Annotated in this window: 18 protein-coding genes and 1 pseudogene; 16 read left to right on the top strand and 3 right to left on the bottom strand. The window is 62.7% G+C overall.

All coding sequences use genetic code 11. The features are described from left to right. The first annotated feature begins 53 nt into the window (after window positions 1–53). From OEL49_RS08645 to OEL49_RS08625, 6 genes and pseudogenes are all read left to right on the top strand, one after another. Entirely contained in the window at window positions 54–2093 is a 2040-nt protein-coding gene (locus OEL49_RS08645; protein WP_157870588.1) for a hypothetical protein, read from the top strand. 3 nt (window positions 2094–2096) lie between these two features. Then, complete coding sequence (locus OEL49_RS08640) at window positions 2097–3596, top strand: ATP-binding protein (RefSeq protein WP_014236190.1); 1500 nt, start codon at window positions 2097–2099, stop codon at window positions 3594–3596. A gap of 25 nt (window positions 3597–3621) precedes the next feature. Beyond that, window positions 3622–4110, top strand: a pseudogene (locus OEL49_RS17405) (TniQ family protein); the annotation flags it as partial. 204 nt (window positions 4111–4314) lie between these two features. After that, window positions 4315–5394 carry a hypothetical protein gene (locus tag OEL49_RS08635; protein WP_238526335.1) on the top strand — a complete coding sequence of 360 codons (1080 nt, stop codon included), beginning with the start codon at window positions 4315–4317 and terminating at the stop codon, window positions 5392–5394. Between the two features lie 24 nt (window positions 5395–5418). Beyond that, entirely contained in the window at window positions 5419–6900 is a 1482-nt protein-coding gene (locus tag OEL49_RS08630; RefSeq protein WP_014236192.1) for a TnsD family Tn7-like transposition protein, read from the top strand. A gap of 355 nt (window positions 6901–7255) precedes the next feature. Next, complete coding sequence (locus OEL49_RS08625) at window positions 7256–9397, top strand: methyl-accepting chemotaxis protein (RefSeq protein ID WP_014236193.1); 2142 nt, start codon at window positions 7256–7258, stop codon at window positions 9395–9397. Between the two features lie 68 nt (window positions 9398–9465). Here the strand turns inward: OEL49_RS08625 and OEL49_RS08620 are convergent, their stop codons facing one another. Together OEL49_RS08620 and OEL49_RS08615 are read right to left on the bottom strand one after the other, a co-directional pair. After that, complete coding sequence (locus OEL49_RS08620; protein WP_014236194.1) at window positions 9466–10179, bottom strand: DsbC family protein; 714 nt, start codon at window positions 10177–10179, stop codon at window positions 9466–9468. A gap of 22 nt (window positions 10180–10201) precedes the next feature. After that, complete coding sequence (locus tag OEL49_RS08615; RefSeq protein ID WP_014236195.1) at window positions 10202–11359, bottom strand: UbiH/UbiF family hydroxylase; 1158 nt, start codon at window positions 11357–11359, stop codon at window positions 10202–10204. Between the two features lie 115 nt (window positions 11360–11474). On the opposite strand from OEL49_RS08615, the gene OEL49_RS08610 reads away from it, so the two are divergent. The 10 genes from OEL49_RS08610 to OEL49_RS08565 all read left to right on the top strand — a co-directional run bounded on the left by OEL49_RS08610 (window position 11475) and on the right by OEL49_RS08565 (window position 25384). Further along, window positions 11475–11819: a hypothetical protein gene (locus OEL49_RS08610; protein ID WP_014236196.1), complete on the top strand. Its 345-nt coding sequence runs from the start codon at window positions 11475–11477 to the stop codon at window positions 11817–11819. Beyond that, the gene (locus tag OEL49_RS08605; RefSeq protein ID WP_014236197.1) at window positions 11816–12388 is read left to right on the top strand and encodes a shikimate kinase; all 573 of its coding nucleotides are present in this window, start codon (window positions 11816–11818) and stop codon (window positions 12386–12388) included. Before OEL49_RS08610 ends, OEL49_RS08605 begins: the two co-directional genes overlap by 4 nt. Beyond that, the gene (gene aroB / locus OEL49_RS08600) at window positions 12385–13479 is read left to right on the top strand and encodes a 3-dehydroquinate synthase (RefSeq protein WP_014236198.1); all 1095 of its coding nucleotides are present in this window, start codon (window positions 12385–12387) and stop codon (window positions 13477–13479) included. The genes OEL49_RS08605 and aroB overlap by 4 nt, the downstream gene beginning before the upstream one ends. A 265-nt stretch (window positions 13480–13744) precedes the next feature. After that, window positions 13745–18442 carry a glutamate synthase-related protein gene (locus OEL49_RS08595; protein ID WP_130459456.1) on the top strand — a complete coding sequence of 1566 codons (4698 nt, stop codon included), beginning with the start codon at window positions 13745–13747 and terminating at the stop codon, window positions 18440–18442. Next, window positions 18443–19909 (top strand): glutamate synthase subunit beta, encoded by a 1467-nt coding sequence (locus OEL49_RS08590; RefSeq protein ID WP_014236200.1) that lies wholly within the window; start codon window positions 18443–18445, stop codon window positions 19907–19909. 132 nt (window positions 19910–20041) lie between these two features. Then, a complete protein-coding gene (locus OEL49_RS08585) occupies window positions 20042–20731 on the top strand; it encodes a YEATS-associated helix-containing protein (RefSeq protein WP_235832447.1) in 690 nt (229 codons plus the stop codon). A gap of 57 nt (window positions 20732–20788) precedes the next feature. After that, complete coding sequence (gene glmU / locus OEL49_RS08580; RefSeq protein ID WP_152090019.1) at window positions 20789–22147, top strand: bifunctional UDP-N-acetylglucosamine diphosphorylase/glucosamine-1-phosphate N-acetyltransferase GlmU; 1359 nt, start codon at window positions 20789–20791, stop codon at window positions 22145–22147. Between the two features lie 9 nt (window positions 22148–22156). Beyond that, the gene (locus OEL49_RS08575) at window positions 22157–22465 is read left to right on the top strand and encodes a hypothetical protein (protein ID WP_014236203.1); all 309 of its coding nucleotides are present in this window, start codon (window positions 22157–22159) and stop codon (window positions 22463–22465) included. Window positions 22466–22468: 3 nt separating this feature from the next. Next, window positions 22469–24295: a glutamine--fructose-6-phosphate transaminase (isomerizing) gene (gene glmS / locus OEL49_RS08570; RefSeq protein ID WP_205231260.1), complete on the top strand. Its 1827-nt coding sequence runs from the start codon at window positions 22469–22471 to the stop codon at window positions 24293–24295. An 81-nt stretch (window positions 24296–24376) separates the two neighbouring features. Beyond that, window positions 24377–25384, top strand: a complete 1008-nt coding sequence (locus OEL49_RS08565) for a hypothetical protein (protein ID WP_205231261.1) — start codon at window positions 24377–24379, stop codon at window positions 25382–25384. Here OEL49_RS08565 and OEL49_RS08560 read toward each other — a convergent pair. After that, the gene (locus OEL49_RS08560; RefSeq protein WP_205231262.1) at window positions 25375–26460 is read right to left on the bottom strand and encodes an AraC family transcriptional regulator; all 1086 of its coding nucleotides are present in this window, start codon (window positions 26458–26460) and stop codon (window positions 25375–25377) included. The two genes, OEL49_RS08565 and OEL49_RS08560, sit on opposite strands and share 10 nt — an antisense overlap. Window positions 26461–26525 lie beyond the last annotated feature (65 nt).

Genomic DNA, 26525 nt, shown 5'->3' with positions numbered 1-26525 from the left:
GGTGGGGAAAGTCAGATGCGGAACTACTCGCTGCATGTCCACGAAAGCGGTGGGTGCAAATTGGTGAAGAATGGGCCACTCCCGAGGTAGTTGCGCGGGAGGCGAAATGGCGGTTGATCGAACCGTTGATCGTTATGGCAGAAGCCAAGTTGGTGTCCAGTATCGCGGAATTAGATGCGTTGGTTCCTGCTCGAGCAAAGGCAGCCAAGATTGGCGCCAACCAGATTTATGACGCACTGCATCGCTACTATGCCTTCGGTCAGAACAAGGATGCATTGCTGCCAAATACGCCCAATAGAGGGGGGAAGGGGAGCGTTCGCTTTGGACGGAACGGCATTCGATTAGGCGCTCCCAATCAGGCGAAAAAAGTGGGCAATAAGGAGCTGGAAGGGAAGATCTGTGATGAGCAGGATCGTCAAAACATACGTGACGGCTTTTTCATGTTCGCCCGGCCTGGAGTGTCACAAAAGGAACAGTTCATTGCCTTCAGTTCGACCTTCTACAGCGATGGTTACAAGAACGAGAATGGCCGCCAGCTTCCGCTACTCCTGCCGGCGAATCAGCGTCCCACCGAGCGTGAGTTCTTCTTCCATGGACCGAACAGTTCAGACCGTGAGACGGCTTTGGTTCGGATTATGGGGGAGGGAGAGTGGGCAAAGAACTACCGCCCGCTTGTTGGATCGGCCCGGGACGGAATTCATGCAATCGGGCAGGTCGGATCGATCGATGCCTCGCCGATCGATGTGAACCTGGTGGCATGCTTCGACAGTACCAGTCCAATCGGTGTGCCGCGTGGTCTCTTCGTCAGAGAAGCCCTTCTGGGGCTTTGGTGTGGAGCACATAACGTGATTGGTGGACCTAGTACTGCAGATGCCAATCTCACGATCCTACGGGCAGCCCTTGGCAAGGAGAAGGTACTGGCTCGTCTTGGTCTGTCTGACATTTCCCCCGATGATTTTTCGAGTTTTCTATTTACTCGCCTGTTATCTGACAACGGTGAGCTTCGCGCCATCGCTGGTATGGAAGCATGCGCGAAGAAGGTCCGAGTCTCAATCGAGTTTGTCGAAAGCGGGCGAGCCGACAGAAACTCACCGTCAGAAGGCGGGCATCACGCACGGCACGCGGGAATCGATCATAAACTTCCCGGAACAACCTACGGGAGGAAGCCGAAGCGCGGAGAGGTGTTGCCAATCCGCAATGCGCTCTTATCTTTGTTTGGGTACGAACGCTTGTTGTGGCAATGGATGCATTGGGCAAACACCAAACAACGAGTACCGCATCTAGTACCTACCGAGATGAAGCGTGCGATGGCCGGGCGGTCTTACAACCCCACCCGGATTGAAATCTATCGATGGGCAGAGAGAGAGGGGTACGTCAGCAAGCGACCGGTGGACGAACTATATCTGCGTTCGAATCTACTACCCACCTACACGGCGAGTGTGCAGAGGAACGGGCTGGTACTTCACCGGCCTGACACCGGGAACCGCGTTGAACTGCTCAAAGATGCGCTTTTCAATAGTGAGTACATTGAGCAGTCATGTCTGTATCACAACTTTGCGCACAACGAGCTACGGCATGTAGAGGTGAAGGTCGATCCAGATGATCTTTCCGAGATTCTTCTGGTTGATGCTCAGGGGATTCATCCCATTTCGAATATCTCCCGAGACGTGATCGTCGTACGTGAGTATTACGTCGCCGACTTGATCGCGAGCAACGAAGCGAATCGTTTGAATCGGGTTGAAACCCAGTCTGAGGACCATCAAGCAGTATCTGATCAACGGATGTCCAGGCTTGCCGAGGTCGATGACGCCCGCGAAAACCGAAAAAGCGCCGAAGCTGAAGGCCGTCGCACTGAGGCCAAGGTTAAGCGGGAACGTGTGCGGGAAAACCAGCGGCAGGAAAAGGCTGCTCAGCTCGATCAAGCAACAAGGCGGGTTGCTAACCAGAATACTTCCCCAGCCACGGAATGGCGCAAGGGTCATTCCGATCCCGTTGGGCCGGCAGCCAGTAACGTTGTTTCAATCAGTTCATCATCGAAACTAAAAAGTGCGCTCACCGAGCGACTGACTAAGTTTCAGGATACGGGGCGCTGACCTATGTCGATAGAACTCGGACAACTTACTGATGAGAGCCATCCGTTCTTGTCTCCCTTGGCTACTGCTTTACAGGTCGACGATATCTTGCCCCGCATCCGGTATTCGCCGCTAGATGGAGTTGATGTAGCAAGCCTGAGCAATAGTGAGCGTCACGTCTTGCTTGATCTGATGCAGGAGCGGCTGTTTGAGCCGACGACGACTACCTTGGAGCTGGCGACGCGGCTATTCCGCATGATTCGTCGGGGGTACCTATCGAGAGATCCAAGGCAGTTAAGCATACGAAAGGAAACGATGGCGTTGGCAGCATGTAGCGGCAAGAAGCTTTCTGAGCTCCCATCATCTTCAGCCTACGCCCAATGTATCCGTGTATCCGGAGAAACCGGAACAGGAAAAAGCTACGAGATTAAGAATGCATTACGACTGCTGCCCCAGTGCATCGTGCACTCAGAAAACAAGGCGGCTGGCTGGTCACACCAGGTCCAACTAGTGTGGCTATATGTACCCATGTCGCATGATGGAACCCTCGGTGGGCTCTTACTAAATATCCTTTGCGCTATCGACGAAGCAGTCGGGACAAGCTATTCGACGCAACCGTCTCTCATCCGTTTGAGCAACGAGAAGCTCGCTGTCCATGTCGGCATTATTCTTAGAATCCATGCAGTCGGTGTCCTGGTAATTGATGAAATTCAGCAGCGCAATTTTTCTGGAAAGGCGCATGGCGGTCTGGCTGCGCTGTTCTTTCTCCGTCTGCTGAACTTCGGGATACCGATGGTCCTCATGGGCAATCCGTTCGGTCTAGGAGCGTTGGATCGCTATTCTCAAGATGTTAGACGCACGAGTTCGGCTGGATCGTTCGATTTTGAGCCCATCAGTTTAGATGACTTCGACTGGCACAAATGCATTGCGCCAGGCGTTTGGCGCTACTACGTGCTTCCTGAACCTATGACATTCAGCGATCCGGGAGGAAAAATCCTATTCCAATATAGCGGCGGATTTCGCGACTACGCATGCCGGATATGTCATTCAGCCCAACGACTGGCGCTTGATTTGAATGAACGAGCACTCACTGTGGAGCATCTTCAGCAGGCTTATGAGGGGGTCGATTTCTCGCAGAAGGATCGGGACCTCATCGAAGGATTCGTCCATCGCGACCCTATTCGCCTCCTGGATTTTGAAGACGTTCGCTGCGAGCACTATGCCAACAAATGGGGCTTGCTGAGCCAGACGAAAGACAATTCCAAAGAGCCAATGGCCGAGCAATACGGGAGCAAATCGCCTCTGACCACCGAGTCGGAGATGGCACCACCGGAATCCGCTGGCCGGAAGAAGAGTCCCCATGAGCGAGAGATGACCGCCGCAAAGCAGACAGCTGCTAAACGAGCTAACGCCGAGAAGAAGCGAGCTGAGGGAAAAGCCCAGTGTGACGGCGATGACCTCCGCAATGAGGGGTTGAAAAAATTTCTCATCAAGGGCTTTGATGCATTCCGAGACGTCGCCTGAGTCACCCACATAGAAGGGACTTTGTATGCAGTCAGCCTGCAGTGCTAATCAATCAGCGTCTGCTGCCACGGTAATTCTGGAGAGGAGTCAGATTCTGCCGTTTTTCCCTGCATCACTACCTGATGAGTCGTTGGCATCTCGTGTCAGTCGCTTTCACATTGAGCGCGGAAATACCAAAACTCTTGAGACGTATCGGGAGCTATTCGGCTCATCACCATTTGCTATGTCCAACTTGTTCATGCCGCGAATTGAAGCCCTGGCAAAAAGAATGCCCGGTGACCTCAATGTGAACGTGGAGAAGCTAATTCATGAAGGCACCTTACTCCCGATAACTCGGCTCTTTACCACCAGCACAGCGACTTGGGCATCGGCTGATTATGTCCGCAGAAGCGTTGGCGAATCTGGCGCAACGCGAATTTGCCTCGAATGCATTAAGGAAGACGTGGCTCAGTTCGATACTGCGTATCTTCACAGGTCACATCAAATCCCGACTGTCACAGCCTGTTGGAGGCACGGGTGGAGGTTGCTGGACAATTGCCCAGAATGCGGCTGCCCTATCGAATCACCAAAAGACCTGACTCTCGCCCCCTGGCAGGGGTGTTGTTGCGGATATCAGTTTGAGCTGGCGGAGGTAGAGTCGTCCGCCTACGTGGCATCCAGTATAGAGAAGGACATTGCAAGGTTTGCAAACCTTGTATTGGCCCATGTGCCGAAAAGAATGCTGGCCGAGAACCTGCCCAGGGTTCTCCGCGAAAGGGCGCTCGAGCGAGGATTTCGCTGGGGCGCTGAGAAAGTCGACCGGTTGAGTCTTCAAGCTGCGATGGAATCCTACTACTCGCCGGAGCTCCTTGCCCGACTGGATCGAGCGTATGCGAAGGGGAAGACGGAGAATTGGTTTCACTTTCTCGGCTTAACGAAGGGGGCAATTGAAGGGCCATTAAATAGGAACCTATTGCTCGCAAACTATCTGTTTCAGGACGCTGAGACATTTCTGGAGAGGCTGGCCGATATTGAGGCTCAAGGCCCCTATGTAGTCGCACATGAGGTACCTCCCGATAACGCATACGCTCCCACTCCGGTTAATCGTACCGCCGATGGAGTGAGTCTTCTCGTTGATCGACTGGCAAAAATTGCAATAGACCAAAATCTCGATATTAGCGATTTATGGCGTGATCACTATGGAGCCATGAAGCGAATCGCTATCGCCGGGTCGAAAGCGGGAATTGAAGCCTTGAAGAAGGTGATAGAGAGGCGAAGTTCTAAGCTGGCTAAGAAGCTGGTGCGATCATCGGCCAAGGTGCATCCGAGAGATGCTGATTGGGCTGAGGAAATCAAAAAAACTGCCGTTCGCCTTCTTAATGATTCTGACCGGCCGATGCGAGTTTCAATGGGGTCGTTAGTTAGAAACACCGAGTTCAAGCCAGCTGCCTGGCCGGATGCGATCTGCTTCCCCCTAACTCGTGCAGCGTGTATTGAATTCCAGGAGTCTCAATGGCATTTCTATGCGCGGCGCGTACTGTGGGCGATGGCTCGCCACCATGGAAAGGTCGTCGCTCGAAGTCTCATCACCGAAGATGCCGGGCTTGAACATCACCGCGCTAGCGATGTTTATCATTACCTTGTTTCGTTGGCAGTCATTCCCGTTGCTCCGTTTAAGAAACAGCTTGAGGCTAAAGGAATCCATCTTGATTGGTCAGGTCCCTGCCCGGGAAAAGAGTATCGAAAGGCGGGGCGCGGCTATCAAAAGACCGGCGCAATAACCGCTTATGTACCACCGGAATTCGCTGGGCAGACATGAGCGGAAGCCTTGGTGGAAAAGTCCATGAGTACCGATATCGGTCTATTCGACGGATATCCAATCAACCTGCCATCGCTGGTCGACGGTGAGACCTTGTACTCCTGGTGCGCGCGGTATCACCGATTAAGTGGCAATGTAAATGCTAGCTATTCCTGTGTTCAGCTATTCGGGACCTCTCGTCTCTTGCTAAAGCATGATTTCCCGAAGAATCTGTCGGAGTTTAGCAAGAGAACGGGCAACTGCTTAGGCACCTCGGAAACCTTGGCGTTGGAAAGGACACTGCTGGGGTACTACGCTAATTTCATCTCACCACCACGCTACCAACAGGCATTGGCAGCGGTTTGTAATCAGCGAGCGGCAGAGCCAAAACACCTGCTTGGGTTGATGGCCAGTCGGGTGGGCGCTTCGCATCCTTTGAAGGCTTGCCCTGAGTGCATACAGCACGACCTAGGTGAATTAGGGTTTTCGCGCTGGATTCTTGAGCATCAGTGGCCGTCCGTCTGGGTATGTCGCCATCACGGTATTCTGCTTCGTCGCTTGAAAAGCAGCGCTCAGCGACGGGGACTTCGGGATTGGACTTTGCCAGAGGATCACTCCTGCAACGATTGGGAAAGTCTGCCGCACCTTAATGGAGCGTCAATCACCAAGTTGGTGCGCATTGCTGACATAAGCGCAAGTATTGCCCAAATGTCGGTGATATTTGATGACGACCGCCTGAGAATTGTGTATCGGCAGGGAGCGCGAGACCGCGGATGGGTCTCATTTGATGGGTCGCTTCGTACATTGCTGATCAGACAGCACTTAAAGGTCGAGTTCGGTGATCTCGAAAACGTGCCTGGATTCGGCTTTCTTGCCGATACCGACCTCGATCCGAGTGGCACAGGAGTCGTCGGCTTGTTGACCAGGCGCTTCCCCGGACTGCACCACCCTTTAAAGCATGCTGTGTTGATTGCATTCCTATTTGACTCAGGGGAACACTTTTTCGACGCGTATCGAAGCGCTATGTCAGCCGAGATATCTAATGAGCTTGACGCCATGGTGGGCGACTGGCGTGAAGGATTGCGGCAGCTGGTCGAGTTTGACAAGTGGTCAGTGACCCGTGCTGCAAAAGCAATGAGGATACCATTGTGCCAGGCATGTCGGTGGCTGGATTCGGTTGGTGTGCCGTTCGAACATCGGCCTCGTGTGCTAAACGACCAGATGAAGGTGCAACTTAGAAGTCTGCTGGAAGCAGGTAACGATTACGGGCAGATTGCTGAAATAACTGGGTTGAAAAAGAGTCTTGTCCGGGCATTCGCAGGCTCAGAACCTTCTTTACGGAACTCCTGGAGAGCGCAGCGATTTGAGCGCCTTCGTGCTAGCCATCGAGCTCGTGCCATGGAGTTGTTTAATTCCCAGCACGGGGTTTCCATCAAGGCATTGAAGTCGATAGAGGGAAATGGATTGGCGTGGTTGGAGCGTCATGATCGGGAATGGCTCGCAGAAGTCGCTCCTTCTCTTTGGTAACTTGAAACGAGATTGTCGCGCGGGCCTCCGCAGCCATCCTCAAAACAATAGTTGTTTGAAAGGCTAACAAATTAGGCACTTACATCTTTTTGTCGAGCCGAGTAATCTAGGGGCTGTGAGTCAATTGCTTGAAACCATGACTCAACCATATGAATTTTCGCGATTTCAAGAAAATATTGTGCGGTGACACTTTCGGTGCAGCAGGGGAGCCTCGGGCTCCCCTTTTCATTTGGGGCCTTTTCCCCTGCGGGGTCCGGCGGACGCGGCTGCAGGAATTTTCCCGTTTCGCCGTACGGGGTTGGCATCGCCCTTGCTAAAGAATGTGAACTAATACACAAAAATACGGAGAGAACAGATGCTGCAGAGTCCTTCCATGTCCCTGTCCAGCCGCGAGAAAGGCTGGCTGCCTCTGGGTGGCAAGACCGGCAAGATCGCCATGGGCTGGGCCACCTACCTCAACCGGGACCGCTACCCCGTGCTGGAACAGGCCTTCGAGGGCTTCGCCTCGACCCGGGTGCGCATCCTGCAAAGCTGGGCCGAGCAGTGCTGGCACCACCTGGAAACCCTGGCCGGGGACCTCCAGGCCCTGCATCCCCAGCGGCCCCGCAGCCTGTTCCAGGAGAAGAAGAGCTTCGCCCGGGACTTCTCCGAGCTGTTCCTCATCGACAGCAACGGGGTGGTGCTGGAATCCACCCAGGGCAGCCGGGTCGGCGCCCGGGACCTGCCCGCCCGGGCCGTCGCCGCCGGCCTCCAGGGACGCTTCCTGCACGGCCCCTATGTGGACCCGGTGACCAAGGTTCTGGGGCCGTCCTCTTCCCGTTTCCACGATGCAGTGACCCTGATGTTCTACCTGCCCATCAACGTGGCCGGGGAATTCGCCGGGGCGGTCTGCGGCCGGGTACCCAACGACGTGGTGGGAGACCTGATCCAGCGGGAGGCGGGGCACATCTTCCGGGATTCGGGGGACAACTACCTGTTCATGGTCAAGGCCGAGTTCGACCCGTCCATCCAGCCGGGCACGGCCCTCTCCCGTTCCCGTTTCGAGGACGCCACCTTCTCCCTGGGAGACAACCTGAAGCAGGGGGTGCGCACCGACTACGGCACCGTGCGGGTGCGGGAGCACACGGAACTGGAACTGGTGTTCAACGACCCGGCCACGGGCCAGCTGCACCCCGGCGTGCGGGAAACCATCCGCAAGGGGCAGAACCTGTTCGTCACCTATCCGGGCTATTCCGACTACCGCCATGTGCCGGTGATCGGCAAGGGCGTCACCTTCAGCCTGCCCGGCTCGCCGGACCGCTGGGGCATGATGTGCGAGGCCGACCTGGAGGAGGTCTATCGCTACCGCAGCATCGCCTACAAGCTGCAGAAGCTGTACTGGCTGGTGGTGATCCTGGCCTGGGGCCTGGGCGTCGGGGTGCAGGAGCTGTTGGGCCTGTCCGGCCTGCCGGCCCGCCTGCTGGAGCTGGGCCTGGTCATCGGCGGCGGCTTCTTCTTCAACCTGTTCGGCATGAAGCCCCTGAGCCAGCGCCTGCGCAAGAGCAGCAGCGTGCTGCGCTCCATCGCCGAGGGCGGCGGCGACCTCAGCCAGCGTCTGCCCACCAGTGAGGGAGGCAGCGACGAAACCACGGTCATGTCCCAGTGGATCAACAGCTTCATCGACAACCTGGAACAGATCATCCGCCGGGTGATCCAGACCTCCGGCGAGATCGACGGCACCAACGGCACCCTGCAGGAAAAGAGCCGGGCCACGGCCCTGGCGTCGGCCCAGATGGCGGCGGAGATGCGGGAAACCGAGGAATCCATCCGGGGCCAGGTGGAGGACATCAACGCCGCCAGCCAGAAGGTGGAGGCTATGCGCGAGGCGGTCGCCCAGGTGACGGCCGAGGCCCGGCGCCAGATGGAACTGGTGCAGTCCCGCAGCGCCGGCATCCTGGAGTCCGTGGGCGGCGCCACCCGCACCATCCGGGACCTGGAAAGCAGCACGGCGGAGATCGGTCGCATCGGCACGGTGATCCACGAGATCGCCAGCCAGACCAACCTGCTGGCCCTCAATGCCGCCATCGAGGCGGCCCGGGCCGGCGAGGCAGGCCGGGGCTTTGCCGTGGTGGCCGACGAGGTGCGCAAGCTGGCCGAGCGCACTGCCGATGCTACCAAGGAGATCGCCGCCATGATCGGCGGGGTCCAGTCCCGGGCCGAGGATGCGGTGGTGAGCATGGACACCGGCATGAGCGAACTGGAAGAGGGACTGCGCCTGGCGGCGGATGCGGCTTCGGAAAAGCAGGAAGTGCAGGACATCCTGGAGCACCTGTTCGCCACCATCGACGAGCTGGAGGCGGCTACCCGCGCCACCGGCGGCCGCATCGAGACCATCGCCGTGGCAGCCGAGGCGGTGCGCCAGTCGGTGGATGAATCCAGCCGCAGCACCGCCCTCACCAGCGGTGCAGTACGTACCCTGGATCAGCTGGTGGGTCAGTTCAAGGTCTCGGCCGCCTGAAGGCGGCGGCTGCAAACGACAAGGGCCGCATCAGCGGCCCTTGTGCTTTCCGGCGTTGGCCGGAGGGCTCAGTGGCCCAGGCTGTTCAGCTTTTTCTCGATGACGTCCAGGGGCACGGCGCCGGGGATGCGTTCGCCGTCGGCGAAGAACAGGGTCGGGGTGCCAGTGATGTTGAGGCGGCGACCCAGTTCAAAGGACTTCTGCACCGGGCCGGTGTCGCAGTCGGTGCGGCCGGTGAAGGGCTTGGCGGAAGTCATCATGGTGCTCCAGGCGGCAGCCCGGTCGCTGGCGCACCACACCTGCTTGGACTTCTCCAGGGAGTCGGCCGAGAGGATGGGATAGAGGAAGGTGTAGATGGTGATGTTGTCCAGCTTCTGCAGATCCTTGATGAGGCGCTTGCAGTAGCCGCAGTTGGGGTCCTCGAAGGTCACCAGGACGCGCTTGCCGTTGCCCTTGACCTGCTTCACCGCCAGCTCCAGGGGCAGTTCGGAGAACTTCACGGCGGTCAGTTTCTTCAGGCGTTCGGCGGTGACGTTCTGCATGGTCTTGCCGTCCACCAGGGTGCCGATCAGCAGCACGCTGACCTTCTCGTCGGTGTACAGCACCTGGCCGTCGGCGAAGACCTCGTAGAGGCCCAGATAGCCGGACTTGGTGACGCTCTGCACCTTGCCGTTGATCTTGTCTTCCACGGCCTTTTTCACCGAGGCTTCGTCGGCGGCGGCCGGCAGGGAGAGGAGGGCGCCGGCGCAGAACAGGGCGGCCAGGAATTTGAGTTGTCGCATGGAGGACTCCGGTGGGGAAACTTCAGGATTCGAGGGCGTAACGCACCAGGGCGCTTTTCACGGGGCCGAGGCGGTTCACCAGGTTGAGGCCCAGATTGCGCAGGGGCTTCAAGCCGGGCAGGTCTTCGCGGAAGAGGCGGCGCAGGCCGTCGGTGGTGGTCTGCAGCAGCATCACCTCCTCCTTGCGGGCGCGGCGGTAGCGGGCCAGCAGGCGGGCGTCGCCGATGTCCTGCCAGGGCGCGGCAGCGGCAATGATCTCGGCCAGGGTCTTGGCGTCCCGGTAGCCCAGGTTGATGCCGTGGCCGGAAAGGGGATGGATGCCGTGGGCAGCGTCGCCGATCAGGGCCAGGCGCGGTGCCGTCGGCTCGGGCACCCGCATCAGCTTGAGGGCGAAGGCGGCGGCCGGCGTCAGCAGTTCCAGCTGGCCCAGGGTGTGGTTGCCGGCGGCGGCCACCCGGGCGCACAGCTCTTCGGCAGGCAGGGCGGCGAGGGCGTCGGCGTGGGCGTCCGGGGTGGACCAGACGATGGAGATGCGGTTGCCCGGCAGGGGCAGGTAGGCCAGCACGCCGTCGTCGCGGAACCACTGATAGGCGATGTCGCCGTGGGGCTTTTCGGTGCTGAAGTTGGCCACCAGGCCCTTTTCGCCGTAGGGGCTGTAGTGGGCGGCGAGGCCGGCCCGGTTGCGCACCCAGGATTCGCGGCCGTCGGCCCCCACCAGCAGACGGGCGGAGAGGCTGCTGCCGTCTTCCAGGTGCAGCAGGGTGGCGTCGGCGCGGAATTCCAGTTCCCGGGGCGTGGCCGGGCAGAGGATGTCCACATTGCCCTGGCGCTTGACGTTCTCCCACAGCTCCTGGGCCATCAGGCAGGACTCGAGAATCCAGGCCAGTTCTGGCACGCCGCTCTGGTAGGCGGAGAAGTCGAGGCGGCTGTCGCCGTCGCCATACACTTCCATGGCCCGCACCGGCGCCATGCGGCCGGCGTCCAGGTGCTTCCACACGCCGATGTCGGCGAGGAAACGGGCATTGGCCGGGCTGATGGCGTAGATGCGCGCATCCCAGCCTTCGGGCCGGCTCGGGGCGCGGCCTTCCACCAGGGCGATCTTCAGGCGGGATTCCTTGAGGGCGCAGGCGAAGGCCAGGCCGGCTAGGCCGCCGCCGACGATAACGATGTCGTATTTCATGGGACGAGACTCCAGAAGCCCCGGATTGTGCCTGCCCCACCGGGGCAGCACAAGAACGGGTGCCCTTACGGTCCTCTCGTTGCCACGGGCGGCGGGCCCATGTTAGAAGCGGCCCATGGATAGCGAACTGCAGTATTTCCCCGCCGTGCTCCGTTCCGAGCACGATTCCCCCATCGATGCCCTGGTGGCCCTGGGCCTGCCCCGGGAGGAGTGCATGGAACTGGTGGCCGCCTCCTGGGACCGTCCGGAACTCAGTCTCCTGGCCTGGGTGGACGGCGGCCGGGCGGTGGCGGTGCTGCCCCTGGCGGAGGGGCGCTGGGCTGCCTGCAATGCCTTTGTCGAGCAATCCTGCCGGGAGCCGAAGGAAGCCCTGCGCCGGGCCGGCAAGTTGGCCAAGCGCGGCCGGCGGGCCCTGGTGGGCATTTGGGCCGGGGCGCCTGCTGGTACAATGGCCGGGTGAAAACCAAGCAAGACAACATAATTCTGGTGGGCCTCATGGGGGCCGGCAAGACCACCATCGGACGTCTCCTGGCCAAGCGCCTGGGGAAGCGTTTTGTCGACTCCGACCATGAGGTGGAAAGCCGTACCGGCGTTTCCATTCCGGTGATTTTCGAGATCGAGGGCGAGGCCGGCTTCCGCAAGCGGGAGTCCATGGTGATCGAGGACCTGTCCCGGGAAAGCGGCCTGGTCATGGCCACCGGCGGCGGCGTCGTGCTCAGCCCCGAGAACCGGGAGGCCATCAAGGCCGGCGGCTTCGTCGTCTATCTCTGCGCCCCGCCCGAGCTGCTCTATGCCCGCACCCGCAACGACCGTAACCGTCCCCTGCTGCAGGTGGCCGATCCCCTGGGGCGGCTGCGCCAGCTCTATGTGCAACGGGACCCCCTCTACCGGGAGGTGGCGGACATGGTCATCGACGCCTCTTCCCACTCCGCCAACGCCTCGGTGCAGCTCCTGCTGCGCGTCACCCAGTCGGCGCCCCTGGTGGGCGTCGAGCCGGCTCCCGCACCGCCAACGCCTTCCACGCCATGACTCAGCAAACCCTGCAGGTCGCCCTGGGCGACCGCTCCTATCCCATCCACATCGGCAGCGGCCTGCTGCAGCGCGCCGACCTGATCCTGCCCCACCTGGGGCGCAAGAAGGCGGTCATCGTCAGCAACGAGACCGTGGCGCCCCTTTATCTGGAGCCCCTGGCGGCCCTGCTGCGGGCCAATGGCGTGGCCGTTTCCCAGGTGGTGCTGCCCGATGGGGAGGAGTTCAAGGACTGGCCGACCCTCAACCGGATTTTCGACGCCCTGCTGGAAAGCCGGGCCGAACGTTCCACCACCCTGATCGCCCTGGGCGGCGGGGTCATCGGCGACACCACCGGTTTTGCCGCCGCCTGCTACCAGCGCGGCATGCCCTTCATCCAGGTGCCCACCACCCTGCTGTCCCAGGTGGACTCTTCGGTGGGCGGCAAGACGGCCATCAATCACCCCTTGGGCAAGAACATGATCGGCGCCTTCTACCAGCCCAAGCTGGTGCTGGCCGACATCGATACCCTGGACACCCTGCCGGAACGGGAACTGAAGGCCGGCCTGGCCGAGGTGATCAAGTACGGCCTGATCCGGGATCCCCAGTTCCTGGGCTGGATCGAGTCCAGCCTGCCCGGCCTGCTGGCACGGGACAAGGCCCTGCTGGCCGAGGCCGTGTATCGCTCCTGCGCCCACAAGGCCGAGGTGGTGGCCCGGGACGAGCGGGAAACGGGTGAGCGGGCCCTGCTCAACCTGGGGCATACCTTCGGCCATGCCATCGAGACCGGCCTGGGTTACGGCGTCTGGCTCCATGGCGAGGCCGTGGCGGCCGGAACGGTGATGGCGGCGGAACTGTCGGCCCGTCTCGGCTGGATCGGTCCGGCCGAGGTGGCCCGGGTGGAGTCCGTCTTCCGTCTGGCCGGCTTGCCCGTCAGCGGTCCGGACCTGGGGGTGGAGCGTTACCTGGAATTGATGCGCCACGACAAGAAGGTGGAAGCGGGCAAGCTGCGCCTGGTGCTGTTCCGCGGCATCGGCGATGCGGTGGTGAGCGATGCGGCCAGCGACGAGCAGATAGCCGCCGCCATTGCCGCCCGGGTGTCTGCCGCCTGAAATCCGGTGCACCAAATGGGGTATGGTGCGTTGGTCAAAAGCTGGCTATCACTTTAGTGTGACTTCCCAGGAGTGCAGGTCGGGTTTGAGTACTGGCGGGCGATCGGGGCATTGTTGGGCAAAGCCTTGATGGCTCACGGTTTTCGGGCTACACTATAGTGTTGCTTTTTGCACAGAAAAGGCCGGTGCCGTCCGCACCGGCTTTTTTGACGCCGTTCGGTTTATCCAGGCGGCAGTCTTAATTCATAAAAAGGACTCTAGCGTGATGGATAGTGTTGTCCCTGGTGGGGCCGTTCCCGGGCGGCAGGGCCTGTACGACCCGGCCAACGAAAAGGATGCCTGCGGCGTCGGTTTCGTTGCCCATATCAAGAACAAGAAGAGCCACGGTATCGTTGAACAGGGTCTGTTGATCCTGAAAAACCTCGACCACCGCGGCGCTACCGGTTATGACCCGCTGCTGGGTGATGGCGCCGGCATCCTGATTCAGATGCCCGATGCCTTCCTGCGTGCCGAAGCCGCCAAACTGGGCATCAACCTGCCCAAGGAAGGCGAGTACGCCTGCGGTATCGTGTTCCTGCCCCAGTCCTCCAACGGTCGTGCCGCCGCCGAATCCGCCGTGGCCCGCATCGTGCACGAAGAAGGCCAGACCTTCCTCGGCTGGCGCGACGTGCCCCGGGACAATGCCGGCCTGGCTGCCGCTGCCCGCGAGATCGAGCCGGTCATGCGCCAGGTGTTCATCGCCAAGGGCGAGAACGTCGGCGACCAGGACGCCTTCGAACGCAAGCTGTTCGTCATCCGCAAGCGGGTCGAGCATGCCGTGCGCAAGCTGAAGCTGGACGACGGCAAGCAGTTCTACATTCCGTCCCTGTCCTCCCGCACCATCAACTACAAGGGCATGCTGCTGGCCCATCAGGTGGGCGAGTACTACCTGGACCTGCAGGACGAGCGCCTCGTCTCCGCCCTGGCCCTGGTGCACCAGCGCTTCTCCACCAACACCTTCCCCACCTGGGATCTGGCCCACCCCTTCCGCATGATTGCCCACAACGGTGAAATCAACACCGTGCGCGGCAACGTGAACTGGATGAAGGCCCGCCAGAAGGCCATGTCCTCCAAGTGGCTGAAGGAAGACCTGGACAAGCTGTGGCCCCTGATCGTGGACGGCCAGTCCGACTCCGCCTGTTTCGACAACGCGCTGGAACTGCTGGTCATGGGTGGTTACTCCATGGCCCAGGCCATGATGATGCTGATCCCCGAAGCCTGGGCCGGCAATCCCCTCATGGACGAAGAGCGTCGCGCCTTCTACGAGTACCACGCCGCCCTGATGGAACCGTGGGACGGCCCCGCCGCCGTGGCTTTCACCGACGGCCGCCAGATCGGTGCCACCCTGGACCGCAACGGTCTGCGTCCCGCCCGCTATCTGGTGACCGAGGACGACCTGGTGCTGATGGCCTCCGAAATGGGCGTGCTGACCTTCCCGCAAGAGAAAATCGTCAAGAAGTGGCGCCTGCAGCCCGGCAAGATGTTCCTGATCGACATGGAACAGGGCCGCATCATCGACGACTCCGAGCTGAAGAAGTCCCTTTCCGGCGCCAAGCCCTACCGCAAGTGGATTGAAGAATCCCGCTACTTCCTCGGCGACCTGCCGGAAGCCGGCAGCGAGGCGCCCAAGGCCGACGTGCCTCTGCTCGACCAGCAGCAGGCTTTCGGCTTTACCCAGGAAGACGTGAAGTTCATCCTGCAGCCCATGGCTGCCCAGGGTGAGGAAGCCACCGGCTCCATGGGTAACGACAGCCCCCTGACCGTGCTTTCCAACAAGGAAAAGCCGCTCTACAACTACTTCAAGCAGCTGTTCGCCCAGGTGACCAACCCGCCGATCGACCCCATCCGGGAAGAGATCGTCATGTCCCTGACCAGCTTCATCGGTCCCAAGCCGAACCTGCTGGGCGTGGATGAAACCAATCCGCCCCTGCGTCTGGAAGTGCACCAGCCGGTGCTGACCAACGCCGACCTGGCCAAGCTGCGCGCCATCGACCGTTCCACCTCGGGCCGTTACAAGTCCCTGGTGCTGGACATCACCTGGCCTGCCGCCGAAGGCGCTGCCGGTTGCGAGAAGGCCCTGGAGGCTGTCTGCGCCGCCGCCGAGAAGAGCGTGGCCGACGGCTACAACGTGCTGATCCTGTCCGATCGCAGCGTCTGTGCCGAGAAGGCGCCGATCCCCGCCCTGCTGGCCACTTCCGCCGTGCATCACCACCTGGTGAAGAAAGGTCTGCGCACTTCCACCGGCCTGGTGGTGGATACCGGTTCCGCCCGGGAAACCCACCACTTCGCCCTGCTCGCCGGTTATGGCGCCGAAGCCGTCTGTCCCTGGCTGACCATGGACACCCTGGCCGAGATCGCCGGCAACCTGCCGGGCAACGTCACCGCCTACGACGCCCAGAAGCGCTTTATCAAGGCCGTCAACAAGGGTCTGAACAAGGTCATGTCCAAGATGGGCATTTCCACCTACCAGTCCTACTGTGGCGCCCAGATCTTCGAAGCCATCGGCCTTTCCTCCGAACTGGTGAAGAAGTACTTCGCCGGCACCGCCACCCAGGTGGAAGGTATCGGCATCCTGCAGGTGGCCGAAGAGGCCCTGCGTGTGCACCGTGCCGCTTTCAGCAGCGACCCCGTGCTGGCCGAGAGCCTGGAGACCGGCGGCGAATACGCCTTCCGTATCCGCGGCGAAGACCACATGTGGACCCCGGATGCCATCGCCAAGCTGCAGCACTCCACCCGCTCCGGCAAGATGGACACCTACAAGGAGTACGCCAAGATCATCAACGACCAGTCCAAGCGTCACCTGACGCTGCGCGGTCTGTTCGAGATCAAGTCGGCCGGCGCTCCGGTGCCCCTGGAAGAAGTGGAACCCGCCAAGGAAATCGTCAAGCGCTTCGCGACTGGCGCCATGTCCCTGGGCTCCATCTCCACCGAGGCCCACACCACCCTTTCCGTGGCCATGAACCGCATCGGCGGCAAGTCCAACACCGGTGAAGGTGGCGAGGATGCCAACCGCTTCAAGCCGGTGAAGGCTGGCCAGAAGCTGTCCGAGATCATCGGTGCCGGCCGTATCGCCCGCGATCTGGAGCTGAAGGAAGGCGACTCCCTGCGTTCCGCCATCAAGCAGGTGGCTTCCGGCCGCTTCGGCGTTACCGCCGAGTACCTGGCCAATGCGGACCAGATCCAGATCAAGATGGCCCAGGGCGCCAAGCCCGGTGAAGGCGGTCAGCTGCCCGGTCACAAGGTTTCCGAGTACATCGGTGCCCTGCGTCACTCCGTGCCCGGCGTCGGCCTGATTTCCCCCCCGCCGCACCACGACATCTACTCCATCGAAGACTTGGCCCAGCTGATCCACGATCTGAAGAACGTGAATCCGGTGTCCTCCATCTCGGTGAAGCTGGTGTCCGAAGTGGGCGTGGGTACCGTGGCTGCCGGCGTCTCCAAGGCCAAGGCCGATCACCTGGTGATCGCCGGCCATGACGGCGGTACCGGTGCATCCCCCCTGTCCTCCATCAAGCACGCCGGCACTCCCTGGGAACTCGGCCTGGCCGAAACCCAGCAGACCCTGGTGCTGAACCGTCTGCGCGGCCGCATCCGCGTCCAGGTGGACGGCCAGATGAAGACCGGCCGCGACGTGGTCATCGGCGCCCTGCTGGGTGCCGACGAGTTCGGCTTCGCCACCGCGCCGCTGGTGGTGGAAGGCTGCATCATGATGCGCAAGTGCCACCTCAACACCTGCCCGGTGGGCGTGGCCACCCAGGACCCGACCCTGCGCGCCAAGTTCTCCGGCCAGCCGGAGCACGTGGTGAACTACTTCTTCTTCGTTGCCGAAGAAGTGCGCGAGATCATGGCCTCCATGGGCATCCGCAAGCTGGACGACCTGATCGGCCGTGCCGACCTGCTCGACATGCGCGCCGGTGTGGAGCACTGGAAGGCCCGTGGCCTGGATTACTCCAAGATCTTCTACATGCCGCCCGTGGGTGCCGATGTGGCCCGTCTGCACTGCGAGACCCAGGATCACAATCTGGGCAAGGCCCTCGACCACAAGCTGATCGAGCAGGCCAAGCCCGCCCTGGAAAAGGGCGAGAAGGTGGTGATCAACACCGAGATCATCAACGTGAACCGCACCGCCGGCGCCATGCTGGCCGGTGAGGTGGCCAAGCGTTACGGTCACGCCGGTCTGCCGGATGACACCATCCACGTGAACCTGACCGGTACCGCCGGCCAGAGCTTTGGCGCCTTCCTGGCCAAGGGCGTGACCTTCGAGCTGACTGGCGAAGGCAACGACTACGTGGGCAAGGGCCTCTCCGGTGGCCGCATCGTCATCAAGGCCCCCAAGGCCTTCCGCGGCAACACCGCCGAGAACATCATCGTCGGCAACACCGTTCTGTACGGTGCCATCGAAGGTGAAGTGTTCTTCAACGGTGTCGGCGGCGAACGCTTCTGCGTGCGCAACTCCGGTGCCACCGCGGTGGTGGAAGGCGTGGGCGACCACGGTTGCGAATACATGACCGGCGGCACCGTCGTCGTGCTGGGCCAGACCGGCCGCAACTTCGCTGCCGGCATGTCCGGCGGCGTGGCCTACGTCCTGGACGAGGACGGCACTTTCGAATCCCGCTGCAACCTGGCCCAGGTCGCCCTGGAGCCGGTGCCGGAAGAAGAAGCTGCTTCCGAGAAACTGGGCGAGTTTGGCGACGTCACCAGCCACGGCAAGGTGGACATCCGCCATCTGGCCATGGCCGACGAAGCCCTGCTCAAGGGTCTGGTCGAACGCCACCTGGAAATGACCGGCTCCACCCGGGCCAAGCAGATCCTGGACGGCTGGAGCACCTACCGCGCCAAGTTCGTCAAGGTCATGCCGAACGAGTACCGCCGCGCTCTGGCGGAACTCGCCGCCAAGAACAGCAAGCAGAAGGAGGCCGCATAAATGGGCAAGCCTACTGGTTTCATGGAGTTCCAGCGTCTGTCCGAGGCTTACGAGCCTGTCGAGGCGCGGCTCAAGCACTACAAGGAATTCGTCGGTCACCTGTCCGACGCCGATGCCAAGACCCAGGGGGCGCGCTGCATGGATTGCGGCATTCCCTTCTGCAACAACGGCTGCCCGGTGAACAACATCATTCCCGACTGGAATGACCTGGTTTACCGCGGCAACTGGGAAGAGGCCATCGCCGTCCTGCACTCGACCAACAACTTCCCCGAGTTCACCGGCCGCATCTGCCCGGCGCCCTGCGAAGCTGCCTGCACCCTGGGCATCAACGAGGCGCCCGTGGGCATCAAGTCCATCGAGCACGCCATCATCGACAAGGCCTGGGAAAACGGTTGGGTCAAGCCCCAGCCCGCCAAGGTCAAGACCGGCAAGAAGGTTGCCATCGTCGGCGGCGGTCCCGCCGGCCTGGCTGCAGCCCAGCAGCTGGCCCGTGCCGGTCACGACGTGACCGTGTTCGAGAAGAACGACCGGGTCGGCGGCCTGCTGCGTTACGGCATCCCCGACTTCAAGCTGGAGAAGGGCCTGATCGACCGCCGCATGGAACAGATGCAGGCCGAGGGTGTGACCTTCCGCACCAAGACCATCGTCGGCACCAAGACCCTGCCGGCCGGCATCGTCAATGACGCCACCACCGTGGTTTCTGCCGAGCAGCTGAGCAAGGAATTCGACGCCGTGGTGCTGACCGGCGGTTCCGAAGTCCCGCGCGACCTGCCCGTGCCGGGCCGGGAACTGAAGGGCGTGCATTACGCCCTGGAGTTCCTCATTCCGCAGAACAAGGAAGTGGCCGGCGACGGCAAGAACCCCATCCGCGCCGACGGCAAGCACGTCGTCGTCATCGGCGGCGGCGACACCGGCTCCGACTGCGTCGGTACCTCCAACCGCCACGGTGCGGCTTCCATCACCCAGTTCGAAGTGATGCCCAAGCCCCCGGTGGAAGAGAACAAGGCCCTGACCTGGCCCTACTGGCCGCTCAAGCTGCGTACCTCTTCCTCCCACGACGAAGGCTGCACCCGGGACTTCGCCGTGTCCACCAAGGAGCTGATTGGTGACGGCAACGGCAACGTCAAGGCCCTGAAGGCCGTGCGCGTGGAGTGGAAGGACGGCAAGATGGTGGAAGTGGCCGGTTCCGAGTTCGAGATTCCCGCCGACCTGGTGCTGCTGGCCATGGGCTTCACCAATCCGGTGGCCGGCCTGCTGGAAGCCTTCGGTGTGGACAAGGATGCCCGCGGCAACGCCAAGGCGACCACCGACGGTGCCGGCTGCTACGCCACCAACGTGCCCAAGGTCTTCGCTGCCGGCGACGTGCGCCGCGGCCAGTCCCTGGTGGTGTGGGCCATCCGCGAAGGCCGTCAGGCCGCGCGGGAGGTCGATGCCTTCCTGACCGGCGCTTCCGAACTGCCCCGCTGAGGCATCCGGAAAACGGCACGACAGAAAACCCCGCCCCCGTGGCGGGGTTTTGTTTTGCAGGGGTCTTCCCCTGTGGCATATTACGGTCTGCGCGGGACGGGAGGCCCCATGGACATGGAACTGCAAAAAGCGATGCAAGTAAGCCAAACTTTCGGTGCCCTCGACGGGCATCTCCTGATCATCCTCGGCATCCTCGTCGTCGCCGGCATTCTCGGTGGTATCGCCAACTTTTTCCTGCGCGACCGCCAGGTGGAACCCGAGGTGCGCGAGTGGCTGAAGTATCCGGTGCTGGGCATGGTGGCGGCCCTGACCGTGCCTCTTTTCCTCAACATGATTTCCAGCAATCTGCTCGAGGGGGCCCGCACCCGTCCGGTGGATTTCTTCGTCCTGGCCGGCTTCTGCCTGCTCTATGTGGTGGTTTCCCGCCGCCTGTTCGAAAACATGGCCAACAAGCTGCTGTCCCAGCTCGACCTGGTCAAGGACGATGTGCGCCAGTTGCAGGAGCGCAAGCCGGAGGCGGTCCCGGAAGCCCAGGAAGCCGTGGTCAAGGAACTGCCGAAGGAAGCCCTGTCCTACAACGACGTCGAACTGGTACGCGCCATTGCCGAAGAGAACTACGTGTACGGCAATCTGGCCGGCCTGGCCGAGAAGACCGGTCTGGGCCGGGAGCTGATCAGCCAGCGTCTGACCGTGCTGAAAAACCTCGGCATCATCGAAACCCGCATCAACGAAAAGAACGTGCTGCACTGGTTTGTTTCCAACAAGGGCAAACAGCTCCTCGGCGACATCCTCTCCGGCCAGGAAGAGAAGAAGAGCGCCTGATCCCCTCCCCATGGCCGCCCCGGCGGCCGTGTCGCTTCTGTATCGCGGAAAAGTCCCATGAATATCGTCATCCTCGCCGCCGGCCAGGGAAAGCGCATGCATTCCCATCTGCCCAAGGTGCTTCATCCCATTGCCGGCAAGGCCCTGGCTGCCCACGTCCTGGATACCGCCCGCCATCTGGGCCAGTCCCGTATCTGCCTGGTTGTGGGCCACGGCGGCGAAGTGGTGCGCAGCGCCCTGGCTGCAGCCGATGTGGCCTGTGCCGTGCAGGAACCCCAGCTGGGCACCGGCCACGCGGTGATGCAGGCCCTGCCCCTGCTGGATGGCGAGGGCATGACCCTGGTGCTTTACGGCGATGTGCCCCTGATCCAGGCCGCCACCCTGCAGCGGCTGGTGCAGGCCGCCGGCGACGGCCTGGCGGTATTGACGGTGGATCTGGAAAATCCCAAGGGCTACGGGCGCATCATCCGCGACAGCGCCGGCCGGGTGCAGCGCATTGTCGAGGAAAAGGACGCCACTCCGGCCGAGCGCCTGGTACGGGAAACCAACACGGGCATCATGGCTTTGCCCACGGCCCGCCTTAAGGACTGGCTGTCCCGCCTCTCCAACGACAATGCCCAGGGCGAGTACTACCTGACCGACGTGGTGGCCCTGGCGGTGGCGGACGGGGTGCCGGTGCATACGGCCCAGCCGGAAGGCGAATGGGAGGTGGCCGGGGTCAATAGCAAGGTGCAGCTGGCCGAGCTGGAGCGGGTCTATCAGTTGCGCCTGGCCCACGGCCTGCTGGAGCAGGGCGTGCGCCTGGCCGACCCGGCCCGGCTCGACGTGCGCGGCCAGCTCCGCTGCGGCCGCGACGTGGCCATCGACGTGGGCTGCGTCTTCGAAGGCGAGGTGGTGCTGGAGGAAGCCGTGGACATCGGTCCCTACTGCGTCCTGAAGAACGTCACGGTCAAGGCCGGCGCCCGCATTGCTGCCTTCAGCCACCTGGAAGGGGCCGTCGTCGGACCCGATGCCATCGTCGGTCCCTACGCCCGCCTGCGGCCGGGTACCGAGCTGGGGGCCGAGGCCCATGTGGGCAATTTCGTCGAACTGAAGAACAGCATTCTTGGCCCCGGTTCCAAGGCCAACCACCTGGCCTACGTGGGCGATGCCACCGTGGGCCAGCGGGTCAACATCGGTGCCGGCACCATCACCTGCAACTACGACGGCGCCAACAAGCACCGCACCGTCATCGAGGACGATGCCTTCATCGGTTCCGACTCCCAGCTGGTGGCCCCGGTCACCGTGGGCCGCGGTGCCACCCTGGGGGCCGGCACCACCCTGACCAAGGACGCCCCCGCCGATTCCCTCACCGTTTCCCGCGCCCGCCAGGTCAGCCTGGCCGGCTGGAAGCGCCCCGAAAAAGTCAAAAAGTAAGGAAGTTCCATGGACGCCTATTTCACCCTTTACGTACTGACCGTCGCCCTGGCCGTGGCCGGCGGCGGCATGCTGCTCCTAGTGGGCTACATCGACACCATTCCCGCCTCCTTCGCCCACGGCTGGCGCTGGGGCGCCTGTGCCCTGCTGGTGCCGGTGCTGGGGCCCCTCTATTTCTGCTGGAAGCACTGGGCCGATTGCGCCAAGGCGGGCAAGCAACTGGTGGCCGGCACCGTGCTGATGGCCCTGGCCATGGGCGGTCTCTACGGCCTGGGTCCCTGGTTCGCCAAGCGGGCCCTGGAAATGGCGGGGAGCTGAGCCATGTGCGGCATCGTCGCGGCGGCAGCCCGTAACAATATCGTCCCCGTCCTCCTGGAAGGCCTGCGCAAGCTGGAGTACCGGGGTTACGACTCTGCCGGCCTGGCCATCCTCAACGGCGGCCTGCAACGCCTGCGCAGCGTCGGCCGGGTGGCCGAACTGGCGGCCCAGGCCGACAGCACCGGAGCCACCAGCGAGACCGGCATCGCCCACACCCGCTGGGCCACCCATGGCGTGCCTTCCGAGCGCAACGCCCATCCCCACATCTCCGAAGGTCTGGCGGTGGTGCACAACGGCATCATCGAGAACTACGAGTCCCTGCGCGCCGAACTGTCGGCCCTGGGCTATAGCTTCTCCTCCGAGACCGATACGGAAACCATCGCCCACCTGATCCACGACACCCTGAAGAGCGAGCCTGATTTGTTCCGAGCCGTCTGCCGCACGGTGCAGCGCCTCCAGGGCGCCTACGCCATCGCCGTGGTCAAGGAAGACGAACCGGGCCGGGTCATCGTTGCCCGGGAAGGTTCGCCCCTGCTCCTGGGTGTCGGCGAGCAGGGCAACTATGCGGCCTCGGATGCCTCCGCCCTGCTGCAGGTGACCCGTCGCATCGTCTATCTGGAAAACGGCGACGTGGCCGAACTGCGTCCCGAAAGCTGGCGCGTCGCCCGGGCCGACGGCACGCCGGTGGAGCGGCCGGTGGCCCTCTCCAGCCTGTCGGCGGACGCGGTGGAACTGGGCCGCTTCCGCCACTACATGCAGAAGGAAATCTTCGAGCAGCCCGACGCCCTGGCCAACACCCTGGAAATGGTGGGCGGCGCCAAGAGCCTGCAGGCCGGCCTCTTCGGGGCCGAAGCGGAAACCCTGCTGGGCGGTGCCACCTCGGTGCTGATCCTGGCCTGCGGCACTTCCAGCCACGCCGGCATGGCCGCCCGCTACTGGCTCGAAGCCGTGGCCGGCATTCCCTGCACCGTGGAAACGGCCAGCGAATACCGCTACCGGGAATCCGTGCCCCAGGCGGACCAGTTGGTCATCGCCATTTCCCAGTCCGGCGAGACCGCGGACACCCTGGCCGCCTTGCGCCACGCCAAGGCCCTGGGCCACCACCGCACCCTGGCCCTGTGCAACGTGCCCGAGTCGGCCATCGTGCGCGAATGCGCCCTGCGTTTCATCACCCGTGCCGGTCCGGAAATCGGCGTGGCTTCCACCAAGGCCTTCACCACCCAGCTGGCAGCCCTGTTCCTGCTGACCCTGGTGCTGGCCAAGCTCAAGGGTCGTCTCTCCGATACCGAGGAGGCTATCCAGCTGCAGGCCCTGCGCCACCTGCCCGCCGCCATCGGCAGGGCCCTGGAGCTGGAGCCCCAGATCAAGGCCTGGGCCGAGCGCTTCGCCATGAAGCAGCATGCCCTTTTCCTCGGTCGCGGCATCCATTACCCCATCGCCCTGGAAGGGGCCCTCAAGCTCAAGGAAATTTCCTACATCCACGCCGAGGCCTATCCGGCCGGTGAGCTGAAGCACGGGCCCCTGGCCCTGGTGGACAAGGACATGCCGGTCATCGCCGTGGCGCCCAATGACGTGCTGCTGGAGAAGCTCAAGTCCAACCTGCAGGAAGTGAAGGCCCGGGGCGGCGAGCTGTACGTTTTCGCCGATGCGGATTCGGAAATCGCCGAGTCGGAAGGGGTGCATATCCTGCGCCTGCCGGAACACTACGGCCGCCTCTCCCCCATCCTCCACGTCATTCCCCTGCAACTGCTGTCCTACCACGCAGCCCTGGTCAAGGGCACCGATGTGGACAAGCCGCGCAACCTGGCCAAGTCGGTGACGGTGGAGTAATTCCCACCGCCAGCCGGCTTGGGTCAAGTCGGCTGGCATATTGCCGTTAACATTCCATGTGTTCTTCGCCGGCGATATCCCATGAAAATCACTTCCCTTAGCTGGACGACCGCGTCTGCCGCTTCCGCCAAGCGCAGCGAACGACAGGGAGGGGCGGACGAGGCGAGGGAAAGTGCCAAAGCCCTGGCCCAGTCCATCCTCTCGCCCAAGGAAGACGAGCAGGCCAAGCGACAATCAGAGCGGGCGCAGCAGATGAACAGTTTGCTGCAACAGCTGCGCTCCATGCCGTCGGCCCAGGCGACCCGCAAGCAGGCGGCGGCCGACAAGGCCGAGATGCTGAAGAAGCGTCTGGAAATGCTCAAGTCCATGCTGGTCGGGGCGACGCCGGAGCAGGCCAAGGCGCTGGCCCGGCAGGTCCGCAGCATCGCCAAGGAACTGGCTTCCCTGGCCGGCAATCTGGGCGGCAACAGCGGCGGCTCGGGTGCGTCGGCCAATCTGTCCGTGAGCAGTTCGGACAGTTCCGCCAGTCAAACCACCAGTGTTGGCAGCGATGCGGCCCAGGGGACGGCAGATGGATCGGCCCAGAGCGCCGTGGCCCAGGCGACTGCGGCAGAGGCCCAGGCCGATACGGGCGGTGATGAGGCCGACAGCGCAGAGGCTGGGGCGGCCGATGCGTCGGCCGCGGCAGCCAGCGGAGCCGGTGCAGAAGCCGAAGCGGAAGCTGCGGCCGCGGTAGCTGCCGATTCGGAGGAAAAGACCGAAGACAAGAGGGCCGGCGAAAGCCGGGGCGCCACGGAAGGGGTCAGGAGCGGCGGCCAGTCCGATGCGGACAAGGCTTTGCGCAAGGCCCTGGAAGAGGCGCGCAAGGTGCTCAAGGCTGTTGCCGCCCTGCTCAAGCAGAAACTCGGACAGCAGGACAAGGATGTGCGCAGCATCCAGGAAAGCATGGCCAAGCTGGACCAGTTGATGGGGCAGGGGGGCGACAGCGTCGCCAGTGTGCCCCAGGTCTATATCGACGTGGGCGGCATGGGTGATGCCGGTGCCGCAGTTGCCGCCGTGGCCGGCGCCACGTTGAATACTCAGGCCTGAGTCGGTTCCTGGCCGCTGCCGGGGCGCTCCTTCTGGGCCCGCAGGCGCTTGCGGTACTGGCTGGGTGAGGTGCCGGTCCAGGAGACGAAGGCGCGGAAGAAGGCCGAGGGATCGGCAAAGCCCAGGTCGGCGGCAATCTGGCCCAGGGGCTGGCTGGTCTTGGTCAGGCGCGACAGGGCCAGGTCCCGGCGCAGGGCGTCCTTGATGGCGCGGAAGCTGGAGCCCTCCTCCTCCAGGCGCCGGTGCAGGGTGCGGGGCGACAGGTTGAGCTGGCGGGCGACGCCGTCCAGATCGGGCAGTTCCGGCAGGGCCGCGCGCAGGATGTCGCGCACCCGCAGCACCATTTCCCGGTCCCGCCGATAGAGGGTGGTGATCTTGCCCGGGGAGCCTTCAAGAAAGCTGGCCAGGGCCGCCTCGTCGCGGCGGATGGGCAGGTCCAGGAGGGTGGCGGAGAAGCTGGCGGCCAGGGAATCGGCGGCAAAGTCCGACTGGGCGGTGTAGATCAGCGCATAGTCGTCCGCATGGGCCGGGCGCGGGTAGGGGAACTGGACCCGCTCCAGGACGATGCTGCGTCCCGCCAGCCAGGAGGCCAGGCCGTGCAGCAGGCGCAGCAGCCATTCAAAGGCAAAGACCCGGCCGACGGCCAGGGGGCGCTCCTCCCGGATGCGCAGCAGGGCCTGACCGGCGCTCCCGCTTTCCAGATGCACCGACAGATCATGCAGCACCAGCCCCAGGAAGCGGGTGCTGCGTTGCAGGGCCTCGCCCAGGGTCGGTGCGCTGATGACGCTGCGGCAGAGGAATTCGAAGGTGCCCGGCGGCAAGGGCGTGGAAAAAAGGGCGAAACCCTCGTCGCCGAGTTCGGCGATGAGCAGGTTGTAGAGGGCGGCGTAACGCTCGACCGGCACCCGCACATCCGGCCGGTGCAGCACCTCCCGGCCGATGCCGGCCCGCTCCAGCAGGGGGCCGGCATCGCCGCCGCGGGCCGTGACCCCGGCCAGCATGCCCTGGACGAAGCCCATGGCCACGGTGGCCCGGGGGCGGGGCAGGGGACTGGCGATTTTGTCAGGGTTGCTCATTGCTGCCCTGCAACACCGTGAATTGGTTGAAATTCCATATTGGCGGATTTTGCACGATTTGCGGC

The sequence above is a fragment of the Azospira sp. genome (genome assembly GCF_030247495.1).
Taxonomy (GTDB): domain Bacteria; phylum Pseudomonadota; class Gammaproteobacteria; order Burkholderiales; family Rhodocyclaceae; genus Azospira; species Azospira oryzae.
Note: the sequence above shows the minus strand (reverse complement) of the source record. Positions and strands in the feature narration are given on the sequence as shown.

What these genes read in the sequence shown, in the direction of transcription:
- OEL49_RS08640 (WP_014236190.1), top strand. Translation starts at nt 2,097, where the DNA reads ATGTCGATAGAACTCGGACAACTTACTGATGAGAGCCATCCGTTCTTG.
- OEL49_RS08635 (WP_238526335.1), top strand. Translation starts at nt 4,315, where the DNA reads ATGCTGGCCGAGAACCTGCCCAGGGTTCTCCGCGAAAGGGCGCTCGAG.
- OEL49_RS08630 (WP_014236192.1), top strand. Translation starts at nt 5,419, where the DNA reads ATGAGTACCGATATCGGTCTATTCGACGGATATCCAATCAACCTGCCA.
- OEL49_RS08625 (WP_014236193.1), top strand. Translation starts at nt 7,256, where the DNA reads ATGCTGCAGAGTCCTTCCATGTCCCTGTCCAGCCGCGAGAAAGGCTGG.
- OEL49_RS08620 (WP_014236194.1), bottom strand. Translation starts at nt 10,179, where the DNA reads ATGCGACAACTCAAATTCCTGGCCGCCCTGTTCTGCGCCGGCGCCCTC.
- OEL49_RS08615 (WP_014236195.1), bottom strand. Translation starts at nt 11,359, where the DNA reads ATGAAATACGACATCGTTATCGTCGGCGGCGGCCTAGCCGGCCTGGCC.
- OEL49_RS08610 (WP_014236196.1), top strand. Translation starts at nt 11,475, where the DNA reads ATGGATAGCGAACTGCAGTATTTCCCCGCCGTGCTCCGTTCCGAGCAC.
- aroB (WP_014236198.1), top strand. Translation starts at nt 12,385, where the DNA reads ATGACTCAGCAAACCCTGCAGGTCGCCCTGGGCGACCGCTCCTATCCC.
- OEL49_RS08595 (WP_130459456.1), top strand. Translation starts at nt 13,745, where the DNA reads ATGGATAGTGTTGTCCCTGGTGGGGCCGTTCCCGGGCGGCAGGGCCTG.
- OEL49_RS08590 (WP_014236200.1), top strand. Translation starts at nt 18,443, where the DNA reads ATGGGCAAGCCTACTGGTTTCATGGAGTTCCAGCGTCTGTCCGAGGCT.
- OEL49_RS08585 (WP_235832447.1), top strand. Translation starts at nt 20,042, where the DNA reads ATGCAAGTAAGCCAAACTTTCGGTGCCCTCGACGGGCATCTCCTGATC.
- glmU (WP_152090019.1), top strand. Translation starts at nt 20,789, where the DNA reads ATGAATATCGTCATCCTCGCCGCCGGCCAGGGAAAGCGCATGCATTCC.
- OEL49_RS08575 (WP_014236203.1), top strand. Translation starts at nt 22,157, where the DNA reads ATGGACGCCTATTTCACCCTTTACGTACTGACCGTCGCCCTGGCCGTG.
- glmS (WP_205231260.1), top strand. Translation starts at nt 22,469, where the DNA reads ATGTGCGGCATCGTCGCGGCGGCAGCCCGTAACAATATCGTCCCCGTC.
- OEL49_RS08565 (WP_205231261.1), top strand. Translation starts at nt 24,377, where the DNA reads ATGAAAATCACTTCCCTTAGCTGGACGACCGCGTCTGCCGCTTCCGCC.
- OEL49_RS08560 (WP_205231262.1), bottom strand. Translation starts at nt 26,460, where the DNA reads ATGAGCAACCCTGACAAAATCGCCAGTCCCCTGCCCCGCCCCCGGGCC.